This window comes from Methylobacter sp. sgz302048 (assembly GCF_052162025.1).
Lineage (GTDB): Bacteria > Pseudomonadota > Gammaproteobacteria > Methylococcales > Methylomonadaceae > Methylobacter.
Genome location: NZ_CP197401.1, coordinates 4,426,011 through 4,442,647 on the forward strand (window position 1 = coordinate 4,426,011; position 16,637 = coordinate 4,442,647).

Consider the following 16,637-nt stretch of genomic DNA (forward strand, 5'->3'; position numbering starts at 1 on the left):
GCTTGACTACAATGCGCCTCACTGCACTGTTCATCGGTCCAGGCAAAAACCAAAAGAAGGATTCAACACAAAAACAAGGGGGGCATTAATGAATTTACGAGCAAAATACTATCTGCCGGGTATCGCCATAACCGCTTTAATAAGCCTGCCAGGCGTGTCGGAGGCAACCAACGGCTATTTCTCCCATGGTTATGGCGTGCGCAGCAAAGCCATGGCCGGCGCCGCCACGGCCCTGCCTCAGGACGCCATCGCGGTGGCCGTGAATCCGGCCGGCATGGCCTTTGTCGGCGAGAGACTGGACCTGGAAGTCGAAGTTTTCAGTCCGCGCCGGGAATACACGGTAACGGGCCAGCCGACCATGATGCCCGGCGCTTTCCCGCTGAATCCCGGCACCGTGGAGAGCGACAGCGAGTACTTTGCCGTTCCGACTATCGGCTGGAGCTATCGGCTCGATAACCGGCAGACCATCGGGGTGGCGCTCTACGGCAACGGCGGCATGAACACCGATTACGTCGCCTCGCCCAATCCTCTGTGCCCGCCCGGCGGCTCCGGCACCTATTGCGCCGGCACTGCCGGCGTCGATCTGGCGCAGGGATTCATCGTGCCCAGTTATGCGTATTCCTTTCTGGACGGGCGCGCCTCAGTCGGCATCGCACCGATTTTCGCGATCCAGCGCTTCAAGGCCAGAGGCCTGGGTGCGTTTGCGCCGTTTTCCAGCGATCCAGGCCACCTGTCCAACCAGGGCTACGATTATTCCTTCGGCGGCGGCGTGCGCGTCGGCGCGCTGTACGAAGCGCTGCCGGGCCTGCGCCTTGGCGCTTCCTACAAAAGCCGCATCTTCATGTCGCGGTTTGAGGATTATGCGGGACTGTTTGCCGAGCAGGGCGACTTCGACATACCCGAAAGCTTCAACTTCGGAATAGCCTGGGATGTCACCGACCAGCTCACCACAGCCTTCGACTTGGAGCATATCCGCTACAGCGCCGTGAATTCGAAAGCCAATCCCATGCTCCCCAATCTGATGATGGCGCGGCTGGGGGACGACAGCGGCGCCGGCTTCGGCTGGGACGATATCACCGTCTTCAAGTTCGGCACACAGTGGAAGCAAAACGAGCTGTGGACCTGGCGCGCGGGCGTCAGCTACGGCGAGCAGCCGATTTCCGATTCGGAAGTGCTGTTCAACATCCTGGCGCCGGGCGTTCAGAAGTGGCATCTGACGACCGGCTTCAGCCGCACGCTGGGCAAGGACGATGAACTGAGCTTCGCCTTCATGTATTCGCCCAGTTATACCGTCAGCGGCACCAATCCGTTAAGCCCCACACAGACCATCGATCTGGAAATGCACCAATACTCGTTCCAGCTGGCTTGGTCGAAGCAGTTCTGATCCGGCCTCTCCATTCATTGCTCAAAGACAGCGGCGCAGCATAAAAGGAAATCAATTGCACAATCCGTTGATGATCGACACATTCGCAGAGGACGTCTCAAGGATGATGACGCCTTTGATCACCTGGCTAGCATTGCCTGCGGTATCGGTCGCCACCGCACGCAACTCGTAGACGCCAGCAGGAACCTTGCTGGTGTCGACAACTTGATCGATCTGGCCAGACTTTGAAGTCAGGAAAAGATTGCCATTAACGAAAAGATCAACCTTCGCTAGCCCGACGTTATCCGATGCCCGAATCGATATCACCTGAGAGGCGACGCCACGCTGAAGAAAAGTCAGCGCGTCAGGAAAACTTGTGATAGCGATCGCAGGCTTGATCGTATCGCCTGGCGCCGTGCTGGCGAGCCTGTATATCTTCGAGGCAGTCGCATCGGCAACATAGATTTCACCGTTTTCATCTTCGCCGAAAGTGGTGATAGACAGGCCCGAGTCGAACAGCACTGACTTCGAGACGCCCCCGGCTGCCGTTGCGCTGATACGCCAGATCGTGCCGCTGCATAAGTCCCCAAAAACATAGACGCCTTTGAACAGTTGGCCCTCTTCGGACGAGCTCGCACTTATCAACTCGGGCACCGCACGGCCTCGGTACAGATAACCGCCGGTTACGGAACACCCCTGGCCATGATCGTAATCGACGATAGGCCGGGTGAAAGTGAAACGGGGATCGTTGCAGGGCGGATCGCCGGGAAGATTCGTACACTGCGTGCCCTCCATCACCCGCCAGCCGAAATTCATTCCGCCGGCGGTGCCGGCGCGGACGAAATCAATCTCTTCGCGCGAGCTCTGTCCCACGTCGCCGATAAACAAATCGCCCGTTCCTCTATCAAAGCTGAACCGCCAAGGGTTACGCAGTCCATACGCCCAAATCTCGGCGCGCACGCCCGGCTGCGGCGACCTGACAAGCGGATTGTCGGGCGGAATGCCGTAGGGAAGCGAGCCGGCCGTGGTATTCACGTCGATGCGCAGTATTTTGCCCAGCAGGCTGGTGAGATTTTGGGCATGATTTTGCGGATCATTACCCGAGCCGCCATCGCCCATCCCGATATAGAGATAACCGTCGGGGCCGAAGCGCACTGCGCCGCCATTGTGATTGGCGTAGGGTTGCGCGATCGTTAACAATACCGCTGCGCTCCGCGGTTCGGCGGCGTCGGGATCGTTCGCACTGCGCGAATAGCGCGCCACCACTGTCGCACCGTCCGGCCTGCGCGTATAGTTCACGTAAAAGAAGCCGTTGTTGCGATAGTCCGGATGGAACGCAAGGCCCAACAAACCTTGCTCGCCTCCGGCCAAAACCAGGCTTGAAATATTCAGGAACTCTGTCTCGACATCGTTCTTCCATACCATGATCTGGCCGGTCTGCTGGACGAAGAATAGCCGGCCGGAGCCATCACGCGCGTTCTGGATATCGGTGGTGCTGCCTATGCCAGAGGCAACCTGCGCCAGCATCACACTGCCGGGCGCAGGCAACGGCGTTAGCAGTGCCCCGAGAAGAGCAACGGTGCCCAACCCTGCATGGCGCATGCATTGAACCGAAAAAGTCACCATAGGACCTCCTTGCAGTCTGCGTCCGTGCCTCCCGATGCCGACACAGCCTGTCGCTCGGTCGGCTCAGCGTCGCCGAGAACGGCGACGTTCGGATTGTGCGTAGCGATAATGATCTGATGCCGTTACATAGCGCGGCGGAGTACAGAGATCTAAATATCAACAATGGGATAGGTTAAGCATTAAGTTAGCGTCTTGGGATAAGTGCGAATACTTATATCGCCAGCTTTCGACAGTCTGGCTCGGGTCATTTTTTCGATCAAAACTAACGGTTCATAGCGGCCAAAGACTAACGGGATGAAGCCACCGTAACATCGGTTATTACCCTGAAAAATGCCATGGGATAGCTTGTTGAAAGAAGTACGCTGTTAGATCTGGCACGCTTTCTATAGCCCTAAAAAACCCTTATGCCAGCCTTATTCATTTTTCAATTCTTCCCTCTCGAAAAGACTCGCAATCAGTTCCAGGCAGTCAAGTTAGGCATCATTCTCTTGGGCCATAGCACAAGGGAACACGGATTCAAGCGAAGCAGGCAAGGAATTTTTCCCGTTTTCATGTCTGTCACTGGATAAGGGAATTTTTCCCATATTCATGACTTTACCCGCCCAATAAAATGCCCCGTTCGTTTATCGACGACACCCAACAGAGCTATTTCCAATGACAGTCATTAGTTATGTGCTTGACGCCAATCGTGCGCAAATTTCAAAGCCGCATAGCTGATCAACAGGATTATAAGAATGAAGAGAATGAGAATAAAAAAGCTGGCGGTATTTTTAAATGCCCTGTTCCTGACAACGCTTGGTCACGCGGCAAGCACCGCTTACGATTCTGCTGCCGGCACGGCCACTATTCCGGAGGTGCTGGTCAACGGTAAAGTTGCCTATGCCAATGCCAAGTTGAAGTTAAACCCGGACGGGACATTTAATCTTTTCGGTTTTGACCAGCCTGCTGCTTCCGAGGCTTTCACCACTTATGATCCCGCTACCGGCACTGTAACTATTCCGGAAGTGATAGTTAACGGTAAAGTCGAGTATGTTAATGTCAGGTTAGGATTCATTTCGGGCCAAACACTCAGCGTTCTTTCCGCTGAAACCCCTCAGGCTCCTGCCGAAGCGCCTGCTTCCACTGCGGCAAACACCACTTATGATCCCGCTACCGGCATGGCGACAATTTCAAAAGTGCTGATTAACGGTAAAGTCGAGTTTGTAGATGTCAAATTGAAATTAAACCCGGACGGAACATTCAATCTTATTGATTTTAAAAAGCCTGCTGTTGCCGAGACTTTCGCCGTTTATGACCCCGCTACCGGCACAATAACTATCCCCGAGGTGGCAGTTAACGATAAGGTCGAGTACGTGAATGTCAGATTGGGATTGAATTCGGATCTGACATTGCTTAGCGTTCTTTCCTCTGAAGCCGCGCAAGACCCTACGACTCCACCTCAGGATACAACTCCGCCTCAGGACACTACACCGCCTCAGGATACTACGCCGCCGCAGGACACTACGCCGCCTCAGGACACTACGCCGCCTCAGGACACTACGCCGCCGCAGGACACTACACCGCCTCAGGACACTACGCCGCCTCAGGACACTACGCCGCGTGTGATTTACCACAGCCAGAATTGCTCCGATTTTATTGAAACCACTTATACGCAGGACGATGGCGAGACGGTTACCGGCATGTACTGCGTTCAGGGCAACAAGGAGAATGCAGAACTGCCTGCTTTCACCTGCAAACCTGAGGATGAGCAATTAGCCAAAGTCGAGGTAGGAATGACTTATGATCAGGTGGTCGAACTGGCAGGCTGTCATCCAATAATGAAATCTTCCAATCCTGGAAAACGGATTAGTTATTTCTGGGGCGAGCAATGGGTACCGGATTCCCATGAACCCTCTCATGAAGTGGGTTTTTACGAAGGCAAGATTGCCTCGCAGGATAAAGTCTTCTGTGGCCCCACGCCTTGCCACATAGCCATGCAGCAGCAATAAAGAGGCCATGCGCGATGCGGCCGGTCCAGTGCTCGGCCGCTGCACTATCGCGCCTTTAATTGCCGTCCGAAAACCCAGGTGCTTGAAGGCGCGATTCAAGCCATCGAATGAGGGATGAATAATGGCAAGCCGCCGTCCAGGCGGCTTATTATTTTGCCCCGCCTGCAAGCAGGAAAACGCAAAGGGCAGGGCGGCTGAAGCCGCCTCTACATGCTTACGCAAGGCGGCAAGGAATTTTTCCTGTATTCATATCCGCCGCTGAATAAGGGAATTTTTCCCATATTCATGTCCTTACCCGCCTAATAAAATGGCCGGCTTGTTTATCGGTGCCAACCCAACCAGGCTATTCCCATTTACAGTCAGTCGTTATGTCCTTGAAACCAACGCCCGGTTTATTCAAGCTGGGCAAAAAACCACGTTTACTCCTGCTCACAGTAACCTTGTCGGCAAATACGGCCCCGTGTCTGGCGGAGGATGCCGATGCCGTCGAACTCGACACCATCACCATCAACGGCAAGCCGACCGCCAAGCTCGGCCCTCTGGAAGGCCTGCAACTCGACAGGGAACAGATTCCCGGCAACATACAGTCCGTGACCAGCGAAGACATCCGGGAATCCATGTCGACCAGCCTCGGCGACCTGATGAACAGCCGCCTGCAGTCGGTCAACGTCAACGACTATCAGGGCAACCCCTTCCAGATGGATATCACCTACCGCGGCTTTTCCGCCTCGCCGCAGATCGGCACGCCGCAGGGCCTGTCGGTGTTTTTCGACGGCGTGCGTGTCAACGAGCCGTTCGGCGATGTCGTGAACTGGGACCTGATCCCGATGAACGCCCTCGCAAGCATGGACGTTTTTCCCGGCTCCAATCCGCTGTTCGGCCTGAATACGCTGGGCGGCGCCCTGTCGCTGCGCACGAAAAACGGCTTTGACGATCCCGGCGCCAATCTGAGCTTTCAGGGCGGCTCGTGGGACCGCAAGAAAGGCGAACTGTCGGCCGGCTGGAACAACGGCACGCTGGGCAGTTTCATCGCTTTCACGGGCTTCGATGAAGAAGGCTGGCGCGTCAATTCGCCTTCACAGGTCATCCAGGGATTTGCCCGCTTCGATCTGCGCGGCGACGACTACGCGCTCCGCTTCAGCAGTCTGTTGGTCGGCAATACACTGCTGGGCAACGGCCTGATCCCGACCGATCTTTACCGGCAGAATCCGGCGTCGGTGTTCACGTCGCCGGACAGCACCGAAAACGAACTGCAGCAGTACACGCTGGGCGGCGAATTCTTTTTTAACGACGAGTGGAGCCTGACCGGCCAGATCTACCGCCGCGACAGCAGCCGCAAGGCCGTCGCCGGCGACATTTACGAGGATTTCTCGGACATAGAGATCAGCGACCAGAGCAAGCCCATGGCGCCGCAGGACAACCCAATCGACGGCCCTGTCTGCCGCTACCCGGATGCGAACCGGGACGGCATCCAGGACTATGGCCTGGACCGGGATGGCGACTTCCTCATCGATCCGGGCAGCCTGAATCAAGAGACTCTAGCCTTTGGAGATGACGACTATCTGATACCCGCGCCGCCGATGGAAGAGCCCTGCACCAAGATCCGATATAAATCAATCGCCGGGCCGCGCAACGGCGCTGCCGGCGACAACACCCCGCCGATATCGACGGACCCGGAAGATTCCCCGGCCGGCTACATCGACGGCACGCCGATCGGCGTGCTCAGCAAGACATCGATCGGGCAACTGACCGACGGCGGGTCTCTGCAGCTCAACTGGAACAACGATCTGCATAAATTCATGCTGGGCGGCTCCGTCGATTACGCCCGCACCGATTTTGACACCAGCCAGCGCCTGGGCCTGATCGACGCCTCGCACCGGGTGTACAGCGATCCCGCCCATATCGATCCCATTTTTACAGCCGCGCGGGAAGATATCCGGAATAACGCGTTTTCCGGCAAATCCACGACCTTCAGCGGTTATTTCAGCGAGACCTTTTCGCCTTCCGACAATCTGCATCTGAGCGTTTCCGGCCGCTACAACTATACGCGCGTGAAAAACCGCATGCAGGCCCGCACCCGCGCCGGCGCTGCAAGCCTGGGCGCCTATCAGGACCGCAATGCCTACCGGCCGAACTCTATTCTCTGCAATGGCGCCGATCCGGCCTCCTGTCCGGCTGAACCCAACTATTCCGACAGGGACTTTCTGCAGACGGTTTACCTGGCCCAGGACCCTTATTTCGGCCTGGGCAAACACAGAGACACGCCGACCTCGGATGCCTTCGATTACACGGCGTTCAATCCCTCGGCCGGCATCAGTTACCTGCCGTTCAAGAACCAGGATGTGGCTTACGAAGACCTGAAACACCTGAACCTGTTCTTCAACTGGAGCCGGGGCACCCGCGTGCCCTCCAGCGTGGAGCTGGGCTGCGCCTATGACGGCTCCCTGGTCCGGCAGAATCCCGGCGATCCAAACAATACGCAAATGGTGCCGAAAAGCCTGGCGACCATCGGCGGCTCCTGCACGCTGCCGACCAGTTTGTCCGGAGACCCGTATCTGCTGCAGATTTTCGCCAGCTCCTACGAATTCGGCATGCGCGGCAAAATCTTCGGCGATTGGGACTGGAACGCCGGCCTATACCGGACCGATCTCAAGGACGACATCTACCTGGTCGGCATTACGCCCGACCGCAGCTTCTTCGACACCATCGGCGACACCCGGCGGCAGGGCATCGAGTTCGGCTTTTCCGGCAAAGTCGGCATCGTCGACCTTCAGGTCAATTACGGTTATACCGATGCGACGTTCCAGTCGCACCTGTTCATGGTGAGCCCGCACAACAGCAGCGCTGCCGTACTATCGCCGAACGAAGCCAGGCAGATTCCCTACGATTCGACCGGCCGGCCGCTGGCAGCCGGCCAGGACATGATCGAGATCAACCCGGGCGACCGCATGCCGGGCATACCACTGCATAACATCAGCGCCAATCTGAACGTCCATCTCACCCCGAAATGGATGCTGGGCCTCACCATGATTGCGCACTCGTCATCCTACGTGCGCGGCAACGAAAACAACGAGCATACGCAAGGCGACTATGACTATTATTATGCTTTTAACAGAAACAAAACCAGGCAAGTCTTGACCCAGGGGCGCCAGTACAAGGACTCGGGCAGCATTGCCGGCTATGCGGTCTTCAACCTGAAAACCCGTTATGAAGTCGCCAGGGGCGTGTCGTTTTTCGGCATGATCAACAACCTGTTCGATCGCGACTACGCCACGGCCGGACGGCTGGGAATCAATCCTTTCTCGCCGTCCGAAAGAGGCGCCATAGGCCCCAGCGGCTGGAACTACAATTCCAGGGACTGGCTGAACAGCACGTTCATCGGCCCCGGCGCGCCGAGAGCCTACTGGGTGGGACTGGAAGTAAGATACTGAACAGCTTCCAAGAGTTGACGGCCGGCAGCCCCGGTTGATTAATGTCATGGTGTTGCCGTGCCGTGAAAGGTTCCGGATGGAACAAACCAGCAGGACTTACGCAAGCTTGTGGGAGCACTGCCCGACAATCTGGCCCTGTTACTGTTTCACCGCAATAAGTCCGGCAAAGTTGTACCACTTGAAAAACACTTCGCAATGCGCGAAGCCTGTATTGCGCAGCAGGTCGATATTTTCACTGAGCTTATAAGGGATCAGAATATTTTCCAGGGCTTCGCGTTTTTGCGAAATTTCCATCTCGCTGTAATGATTGCGTCGCTTGTAGTTGTAGTAGTACTCGATGAAGTCTCTGTTGAAGCGACTGTTTTCAGCCAATATTTTTTCCACCAGGATCAGCACGCCGCCACTGTTTAAACCGTCAAAAACGGATTGCAGCAATTTTTCCCGCTTGATGGGACGGATAAACTGGAGCGTCAGGCACAGAACCGCTACTGAGGCATTGGAGATTTCAACCTGTTGATTCAAGTTGGCAACGCGTAATTCAAAAGGGCGTTTAAATCCGGCTTCTTCCAGTTTGCTTTGGCATTTATTCAGCATTTCGGGGGAATCATCGATGCCGATAAAACGAATGTCCTCGGGTATCGAAGTGTTCATGCCGATTAGAGTCGTCCCGGTAGCGCAGCCCAGGTCGTAGACATCCGTACCCGCAGCGGCGTAATCGGCAGCCAGTTCCGCCATCATGCGCTGGATTTCGCCATAAAAAGGTACTGAACGATTCACCATGTCGTCAAATACATTGGCAACCGCCGTGCCGAATTTAAAATCCGCAGTCTTTTGAATTTGTTCCTTAAAAACTTGATCTTTACACATGAGAATCCAAAAATTAATCGCTCTGGAAAGCTGATTGGTTGACCGTGAGAATCTTGCCGATTCTCCAAGCTTATATCTTAGCATAGGGCAATAATTCTACTTTACAGCAAACACTAGAGAATACAATAATTACACAACTGACATGATTACCCCAAGCACTGCAGGCACTGGACTGCCGCGCACCTGTCAGAATGAATAGCATCCGTGTCCGGCATTCGAATGCCGGACACGGCACATTCTCGAAATGTCTAAAATGCGTAAATTTTTCCAGCATTGCCGCGACCGCGGCGGCGGCCCGAAAAACCTTGTTGAGCTCAAACGGGTTGACTGAAGTGCAGCACCTCAGTCAGAAGTTGCAGCCGCCAAACGCCCAGGCCGTACTGGCGATTTTCGCAGCCTTAAAGCATGAGAGACATTTTTCCCCGATCTTTTAGGAACTTATTACTATGCAGTCGATCACCATCAGCCCACTTAACCGTTTCCTGGTCTCCACGGGCAATGTCTTATATCACGCGCGCAAGCTGCTGTTGCCCGGAATCGCGATCGCACTGATCATCATGATTAAACCGTCCCTGCTCCTCGGAAGCCGCGCGCTCGACCAGATGCTAGTGATTATCGGACTCATGACCGCTCTGGCCGGTGAGGCATTGCGCCTGGCGACCATCGGCTTTGCCTACATTCATCGCGGCGGAAAAAACCGGCAAGTATATGCCACCAGGCTGGTCGTGAAAGGCTTATACTCGCACACGCGCAATCCGATGTATGTAGGGAATTTCCTGATAACGATGGGATTGAGCCTGCTCTACGGCTCGCCCCTGCTTAGCCTGCTGATCTTCCTGTCCTTCGGATTTGTCTATCTCGCCGTCATCTCGGCGGAAGAGGATTTTCTCAGGAAAAAGTTTGGCCAGGAGTTTGACCATTACACGAAAACCGTCAATCGCTTCTGGCCCAATCTGCGCGGCCTGGGTAAAACCTTGCAGGAGTTCGACCATTATAACTGGCGCAAAGCGCTCGACAAGGAAACCGGAACGATCGTCGAGGCACTGCTGATCGGCAGCGCATTGGTCGCGTGGAAGACCTATTATCTCTACGGGTTCGACGAGAGCCGCTTAGCCTTCGCAGTTCTGTCTGGGCTCGTTTTGCTGGCCGTGGCCTTGTCCGCTTCAGTCAATTACCTGAGAAAAAAAGGATATCTGGCATCGAATCTTCATGATGAACACAGTGATCTGGGATAAGCTCCGCAAGGGCGAAAAGGAAGGGCGGGATGCGGGGTATCGAAATATCCCATCATACCCGCCCTTTCGACCACTGTCCCTGGCGTTATCCTGGCTGCCGTCGGCCGCAAGGAGCGCCAGGCCCAACCGTCGAGCCAGATTGCCAGGTTATTGGCTTATCCAGCCATCAGATTGGATTGAAGCGATTAACAGCCGCCTCATTAGTCTTCGTTATCAGCCCCTGCCGGCGCATAGCCGGAAAGTGTAATTGTGCGCAGAGGCTGGCCTTCCTGCCCCATTTCGCGGACTTGCAAGACGCTGGAAACCGCTGTCGGCGTAGCCGATGTACAGCCGCTCTTGACGTAGAACCATGATGAATCGCGCATGGAGGAGCCGTCCGGATCGTTGTAGTTCACGTCCGACGTAAAGTCTACCCAGTTAGTGCTAATCGGCGCCACCGAGGTCAGCGGCTGGTCGTCATCGCCCGGTTCATGCACCACCGCAGTATGGGTCAGCCCGGCCCGGAACAGCACTTCGTCGGACTGTCCGGCGCCGCGCGTTACGAAATTGTAGGCAATGGAAACCGGCCCCCGGTCCCTGAAGCCGGCGCGCTGAACGTCGTTGACTTCAAAATACTGTGTGCCGGCGGTGTTGGGGTCGGAATCGACGTTGTTCATGCGGATTTTGGCGGCATAAACGCAGCTTGTACCGGCTGAATTCCGCCAGACCTGGTCGGTCAGCGTACCGACGGTGATGCCACTGGTAGTGAGATTGCGCGTAGTCTCCGCCACTTTGGTGTAGCCGGTCAAAGGCGGGTTGCTGCTGGACACGGCACAGGTGTTGTTGGCGCCGCCATTGGGAGAGAATGTCGGAGGCGTGGATTCATCCGATCCGAAGTCTCCGGTTACATTGCAGAGCGTATAGGCTGAGGTACCGCCGGATACCGTAAAGCCCGTTGACGGCAAGGTCACAAATCCTGTTGCCATTGCCGAGGTGGAGGTGATAGCCAGAACGCCGAGCATGGCGCTAAGAAGTGATGTTTCTTTCATGAATTTTCCTAACTATGTTATAAAAATAACCGTCTGTCCCCGGACCCTCAATGCCTGGGGACAGACATCAAAATTTCTTCCTTGAAACTCGGACAATGGCCTTAAAAGCCGTGTCCGACGCAGGTCGTAACCTGCATCCCGTCTACACTGACGCCATCGGGGCAGATGGCGTCAGTGAAATCCGTTTCGCTATCGATGATGGCGCTGTTGGTATTTTTGGCCGCCGTCAGGTTGGCGCCGCGCAGATCGGCGCCCGAAAGATCGGCTCTTGCCAGTTCGGTGCCGGCCAGATTCGCCTGTTGCAGATTGGCCCGGGAAAAATCGGCCTCCGTCAGGTTCGCATCGGTCAGATCGGCTTCGTTCAATGCGGCATCGGCCAGTACGCCGGCCGACAAGTTGGCGAAGGTCAAATTGGCCTTGCTCAGGCCGACGCCCTCAAGACGGGTTTCAGAAAGCTCCGCGCCGGTCAGGGTGACGCCGGTCAAATCGGCTCCCGTCAGGTTCGCGCCCGCCATTTTGGCGCCATAGAGGTTGGCTTCGGAGAAATTGGTGTTGCTCAGATTGGCCGATTCGGCAATCAGCGGATTGTTGCCGTCGGATTGCAGTTTTGACAGATTGGCATGATCGAGCCGGGTATCGGGACCGATCACCAGCGAACCGCTCACGACGGCACCGCTCAGATTGGCGCCGGTCAGATCGGCGCTGCCCAGCTCGCCGCCCAGCCGCGCCTTGCTCAGGACCGCGCCGTTCAGATTCCGGTCTTTTAAGCTAACTTCTTCGGTAAAGTCGCATTTGGTCAGATCGGCGCCCTGGACCGGAGACAGGCAGGCTTCCGGATCGGGCGTCTTGAATTTTTTCACCCTGCGCCAAAATGCCGGGCTCGTGGATGGCGGCTGGTTTTGATTGTCATTCTCCAGGCTTATATAGGCGGCATCTTCATAATTAACCCGGTCATTGCGGGCGTAAATGAGCGTTTCGCCCCAGTCGCCGCGAAACGTGCCGGCCAACTGCACGGCGCTGGGCCGGACCGGTTCGGCGACGGCGATATCCAAAGGCGCAAATTCAGGTATTTCGATTGATTCATCGATTGAAGGCTGAGGCTTCACGGCGAGCTTTGGCGCCGATGGCTCTTTGAAGTTTATGGCCGGGGCAACGAAAGGCTTGGTGCTGTCCTTGCCGACATATCCCATCCCCGCACCGATGGCAGCCATGCCCGTCAATACGGTTAAAAGAAAAAACGACCTCTGGATTTTCATGAGCTTCTCGACTGATCCTGTCTGTTATTACGGTTCCCGCTAAGTGCAAGAACTAGAGTAATAAAAATCTTACAGATTGTCGGTCTGAGCGTATATGGGAAAAATTCCTTAAAGAACCCTTAAAAATTATTGACTGATCCTGTGGGAGCGATACCCTGCATCGCGGCTGGCCCGGCGGTTTTAAATCGCGATGCCGGCATCGCTCTCACCCCGGTTACCGGAATTGAAAACAAGGCCGTTTTTAGACGGCATAACAATCAGGCGGCCCGCTTACGGCAAAATCACGGAGAACGAAACCGGCTATCATGAACGCCCGATAACCGGCTTCACTATTAGAGACTTATTGAGGAATCGATTTGCGCATATGCACCATCGCTTCTTCGGCATGCTTGGTCGCTACATCGGCATGGTCTTTCTTGGCATGATCTATGGCTTGTTTTAAATGATCAATGGCTTCTGTCATGTGTTTATGAGATTCAGCATGCTCTTTTTCCGCAGCTTCAGCATGTTTCAAGCCTTCTTCCGCATGCTTGAGCAGCTGGTCGGCGTGACCATCCTGTCCATGGGCCGTCGCCATGCCAGAGTGTTCCAGCGCCTGAGCCGTATGATGCTCGGCGGCATTGGATTGGGCGCTGAGGCCAAGCGCGAGAGCGCCCATTAAAACGGTAGCGTGTTTCAATTTCATAGAAGTATCTCCTTCAGCTTTCAGTATTTAAATAAACCGCCAGGCGGTATCAAAACGAAAATAATTGACGGAAAGACACGATCTTATATTGTCAGAACAACCTGGAAAAGGGACGAGATTCATCAGTGAGTTTTCACACCGCCTCGGCCGTTGGCTGATTGTTCAGGGTTGACGTGAAGATGTAAATGCCCCGCTCTGCCACGTCAAAGATTCCCAAGCTATTGCTCTGTGGAAACTCAAAATTACTATATTGAATTAAATACGCAATACGTATGAATACCATAGAATGAAAGGCAGACAGGATAGACTATCAAAGGAAACCCATCGCTCCTGGCCGGTGCGTGTCAATACGTTCGGCACATTCCATCGCTTCTGGCTCGCTTTAAATAGTCCTGCGCCTCTTGTATCTCCGGCAGGCCTTTATCGGACCGTTGCCATTGATGCAGGAACTCGGCATAGGTATTCATGGCGTTCTCGCATTTTCCCTGCCGGGCGGCGGCCCGCGCAACCCCCAGTAATGAACGCGCCCGGCTTGTGTGCCGAACAAGCGCCGCCCCAAACTGCTTTTCAGCTTCCGCCGGACGGTCCGCCTGCAAGAGCATTTCGCCGAGTAATTCGTGCGCGGGCTTGATCAACGCAGGCGGTCCCGGGGGAGGCGGCGCCGAATCCTCGATGGCCGCCGCTTTTTCCATACGCTTGATAGCCTCATCCAGTCTGTCCTTCGATGCGCTTGCCACAGCAGCAATCTCCAGTCTTTGAATTTCCGATATTTTCGGCAGAGGCAATCCGATGCCGGGCAGATCCTCTTTATCGGCTCGCTGCGCCATGGCTTGCAGCGCTTCAATATGCTTGCGGGCATCCGGCGAATTCATTTTTGCGGCCGCCATGCCGCGCGTGTAGATCCATAGCGATTCGACGTAGCCGGCCAGCCCCTGGTACGGGCCGGGATTGTCCTCGACGGCCGCAACAAAGTGCCCGAAGCGCCTCTGTAAGGGATCAATCAACCTGGCTGCCGCCTCCCAGCGTCCGGTTTCAAGCATGAAGGCGGCGGCCATGCCGGAATTGAGAAAGGTTACGTAGCCCAGGGAAACGCTGTCATCTTTAGGAAACTCCGAGAGATTTTTCTGCATCAGCGTCAGCAATGCCTCCGCCTCGCGGTAACGGCCCTGCTGTAAATAGACATAATGCAGCCAGTAAAGGTTATGGTAGTCGCGCTCGCTGACGGGGCTGTTTTTCTGCTGTTCCCATAACGCTTCCTGCGTCGAAGCGGCTTCCGGCCACATCCCCAGCTGCAGGAAAATGTGAGACGGCATGTGCAGCGCATGAGGCGCTTCGGGCGCGATTTCGGCGTAGCGCCGCGCGGCCGGCAGAGCCAGAATGGCGTGATCCGGGTCATCAAACGCATGAAGGATATAGTGCGTTGCGCCGGGGTGATAGGGTGCTTTTCGGGCCACCTCTAACGCGACGGCGCCTGCCCTGATCCGGGTTCGCAGACCGGCAGGATCGTCTGAGCGGACGCTCCCCAGCAGGGCCAGCGCATAAAAGGCTGCCGCCTCCAGATCATCCGGGTATTCCCGGTAGAGCCTTTCCATAGCGGCGGCGTAGGCCTTGTCGCCTTCGTCATACAATAGCTTTACTGCATGCAGATAAGCCCGCTCCCTTGGAGTCAGCGTTGGGATGTCCTTGATATTTGCGAGCGCCTTACGCGCAGCATCAGCGTCCTGCTTTCCCCAGAGCGGCTGATTGTACGCCATCGCCTCGCCCCAATAGCCCATCATGAAATCCGGCTCGATTGCCGTGGCTTTGCGAAACTCGTCGAGCGCCAGCTCATACGAAAAGGAATGCAGCGCCGTGACTCCCCGCAGAAAATGGGCTTGCGCCTTTTCCGACCGGACAGAAGTCGGGAAACGAATCTCGCCGAGCCGGGCTTTCTCTGTAAAATCGGCTCCGGCTTGTTCCTGATGCGCATAGGCGCTGATAGAAAACATGGCAACAGCGAAAACTGCCAATAAAAGTAGCGTTCTATGTAAGCAGCGGATAAATGGCATAACTTCTCTCTCGGCTTGAAAAGTCGCGTCTGGGCCGACGTTTGAGATAACGGCCCGATGCAGAGGAAAGCAAACAGACTATGGCACGTCTTCCTGATAAAAAATTACCCTACAGCAAGAAGAATGAAATTTATGTACGCCACCACACGAAAAATTAATTTTCTGTTGTACCCAATGGGGGAGCAATATCGGCGCGTCGATGGGGCGTTATGGATTTGCGGCGAGAATTACAGATTTAGGACTTACACAAGCCTGTGGGGGCGACTTCAGTCGCCTTTTTCTGAATGGGCGACTACCAACAGTAGGCGCTCTAGCCGAAGTCGCCCCCACAGGTTTTAGAACCGCTTGTTTCGACGATTGAACGGGCAAACTGCGTAAGTCCTGAAGGTTTATCCTAAAAACTCAGTTTGATTGGCTGGGTTGGCGCTTTGCGGAAACCCGGCCCACAGGATGCGTCAGGGCGCGAGCTATATCGTTCGCGATTGATGCTTCATTGCGTTCAGCACATCCCTATAGCTCTCCATTATCAAGCGCATGGCTTGCTTCGGCGCGCGCTTTCAACGCCTGATTCATCTCTTCAAAACCTCGCTTCGTACCCCGCTCGAGGCTGCCTCTGAATACCGGCACGAGCACGCCGCTGAACTGCTCGCTTTGCCGGAACCGCACCTTTCCGCTGGCAAGAGGCTCGATCACAAAGCAGTGCTCGCCGTCGAACAAGCCGGGCAGCAGGAAGCGGCCAAGCCAGCAAAGTTCCCGGCCGGCATCGGCCATCAGAACGGACGGACGGAAAGTCATGCCTCTGGCTCCGCTTGGCTGAATGCGCACTTCAAGCCGGGCGCCGTGCTGCGGAAGCCCATGAATGTATTTAATAAAGGGATTCCACTCCGGATAGGCTGTGAAATCTGTAAGAATTGCCCAGACCTGGTCGGGGGTTGCATCAATCTCAATTTCAGTTTGTAGCTGATAACTGCTCATAGGTTTCCTTAATTAACCTCAGTTCGACTCAAGCCTTATGAAGAAATAGAACTTTTTAAGATGCGTTGAAAAGGGAAGCGCCCGAATTTCTTAGACGCTTCCCGTTTAACATCAGTACGGCTTACAGGCGGTTCA

Annotated in this window: 11 protein-coding genes; 4 read left to right on the plus strand and 7 right to left on the minus strand. The window is 55.3% G+C overall.

All coding sequences use genetic code 11. The annotated features are described in order from the left end of the window. The first annotated feature begins 88 nt into the window (after positions 1-88). Positions 89-1,384, plus strand: a complete 1,296-nt coding sequence (locus tag ACTNE6_RS19815) for an OmpP1/FadL family transporter (protein WP_442498029.1) — start codon at positions 89-91, stop codon at positions 1,382-1,384. A 51-nt stretch (positions 1,385-1,435) separates the two neighbouring features. On the opposite strand, the gene ACTNE6_RS19820 is transcribed toward ACTNE6_RS19815, so the two are convergent. Continuing rightward, a complete protein-coding gene (locus ACTNE6_RS19820; protein ID WP_442498030.1) occupies positions 1,436-2,989 on the minus strand; it encodes a PQQ-dependent sugar dehydrogenase in 1,554 nt (517 codons plus the stop codon). A 743-nt stretch (positions 2,990-3,732) separates the two neighbouring features. Between ACTNE6_RS19820 and ACTNE6_RS19825 the strand changes: the two genes are divergently transcribed. Then, entirely contained in the window at positions 3,733-4,977 is a 1,245-nt protein-coding gene (locus ACTNE6_RS19825; RefSeq protein ID WP_442498031.1) for a hypothetical protein, read from the plus strand. Between the two features lie 368 nt (positions 4,978-5,345). Next, on the plus strand, positions 5,346-8,408 hold the full coding sequence (locus ACTNE6_RS19830; RefSeq protein ID WP_442498032.1) for a TonB-dependent receptor: 3,063 nt from the start codon (positions 5,346-5,348) through the stop codon (positions 8,406-8,408). 138 nt (positions 8,409-8,546) lie between these two features. Here ACTNE6_RS19830 and cmoA read toward each other — a convergent pair whose 3' ends face one another. Then, positions 8,547-9,275: a carboxy-S-adenosyl-L-methionine synthase CmoA gene (gene cmoA, locus ACTNE6_RS19835; protein ID WP_442498033.1), complete on the minus strand. Its 729-nt coding sequence runs from the start codon at positions 9,273-9,275 to the stop codon at positions 8,547-8,549. A 446-nt stretch (positions 9,276-9,721) separates the two neighbouring features. On the opposite strand from cmoA, the gene ACTNE6_RS19840 reads away from it, so the two are divergent. Beyond that, positions 9,722-10,510 carry a methyltransferase family protein gene (locus ACTNE6_RS19840; protein WP_442498034.1) on the plus strand — a complete coding sequence of 263 codons (789 nt, stop codon included), beginning with the start codon at positions 9,722-9,724 and terminating at the stop codon, positions 10,508-10,510. A 200-nt stretch (positions 10,511-10,710) separates the two neighbouring features. Here ACTNE6_RS19840 and ACTNE6_RS19845 read toward each other — a convergent pair whose 3' ends face one another. The 5 genes from ACTNE6_RS19845 to ACTNE6_RS19865 form a co-directional block, all read right to left on the minus strand. Beyond that, the gene (locus ACTNE6_RS19845) at positions 10,711-11,538 is read right to left on the minus strand and encodes a hypothetical protein (RefSeq protein ID WP_442498035.1); all 828 of its coding nucleotides are present in this window, start codon (positions 11,536-11,538) and stop codon (positions 10,711-10,713) included. 101 nt (positions 11,539-11,639) lie between these two features. Then, on the minus strand, positions 11,640-12,794 hold the full coding sequence (locus tag ACTNE6_RS19850; RefSeq protein ID WP_442498036.1) for a pentapeptide repeat-containing protein: 1,155 nt from the start codon (positions 12,792-12,794) through the stop codon (positions 11,640-11,642). Between the two features lie 340 nt (positions 12,795-13,134). Then, positions 13,135-13,479, minus strand: coding sequence for a small metal-binding protein SmbP (gene smbP / locus ACTNE6_RS19855; RefSeq protein ID WP_194970664.1), 345 nt, complete (start codon positions 13,477-13,479; stop codon positions 13,135-13,137). A 344-nt stretch (positions 13,480-13,823) separates the two neighbouring features. After that, on the minus strand, positions 13,824-15,467 hold the full coding sequence (locus ACTNE6_RS19860) for a hypothetical protein (RefSeq protein ID WP_442498037.1): 1,644 nt from the start codon (positions 15,465-15,467) through the stop codon (positions 13,824-13,826). Positions 15,468-16,037: 570 nt separating this feature from the next. After that, on the minus strand, positions 16,038-16,502 hold the full coding sequence (locus ACTNE6_RS19865; RefSeq protein WP_442498038.1) for an SRPBCC family protein: 465 nt from the start codon (positions 16,500-16,502) through the stop codon (positions 16,038-16,040). Positions 16,503-16,637: the final 135 nt, after the last annotated feature.

Bases quoted from the DNA above. Each gene is read 5' to 3' on its own strand.
- ACTNE6_RS19815 (WP_442498029.1), top strand. From the start codon at position 89: ATGAATTTACGAGCAAAATACTATCTGCCGGGTATCGCCATAACCGCT.
- ACTNE6_RS19820 (WP_442498030.1), bottom strand. From the start codon at position 2,989: ATGGTGACTTTTTCGGTTCAATGCATGCGCCATGCAGGGTTGGGCACC.
- ACTNE6_RS19825 (WP_442498031.1), top strand. From the start codon at position 3,733: ATGAGAATAAAAAAGCTGGCGGTATTTTTAAATGCCCTGTTCCTGACA.
- ACTNE6_RS19830 (WP_442498032.1), top strand. From the start codon at position 5,346: ATGTCCTTGAAACCAACGCCCGGTTTATTCAAGCTGGGCAAAAAACCA.
- cmoA (WP_442498033.1), bottom strand. From the start codon at position 9,275: ATGTGTAAAGATCAAGTTTTTAAGGAACAAATTCAAAAGACTGCGGAT.
- ACTNE6_RS19840 (WP_442498034.1), top strand. From the start codon at position 9,722: ATGCAGTCGATCACCATCAGCCCACTTAACCGTTTCCTGGTCTCCACG.
- ACTNE6_RS19845 (WP_442498035.1), bottom strand. From the start codon at position 11,538: ATGAAAGAAACATCACTTCTTAGCGCCATGCTCGGCGTTCTGGCTATC.
- ACTNE6_RS19850 (WP_442498036.1), bottom strand. From the start codon at position 12,794: ATGAAAATCCAGAGGTCGTTTTTTCTTTTAACCGTATTGACGGGCATG.
- smbP (WP_194970664.1), bottom strand. From the start codon at position 13,479: ATGAAATTGAAACACGCTACCGTTTTAATGGGCGCTCTCGCGCTTGGC.
- ACTNE6_RS19860 (WP_442498037.1), bottom strand. From the start codon at position 15,467: ATGTTTTCTATCAGCGCCTATGCGCATCAGGAACAAGCCGGAGCCGAT.
- ACTNE6_RS19865 (WP_442498038.1), bottom strand. From the start codon at position 16,502: ATGAGCAGTTATCAGCTACAAACTGAAATTGAGATTGATGCAACCCCC.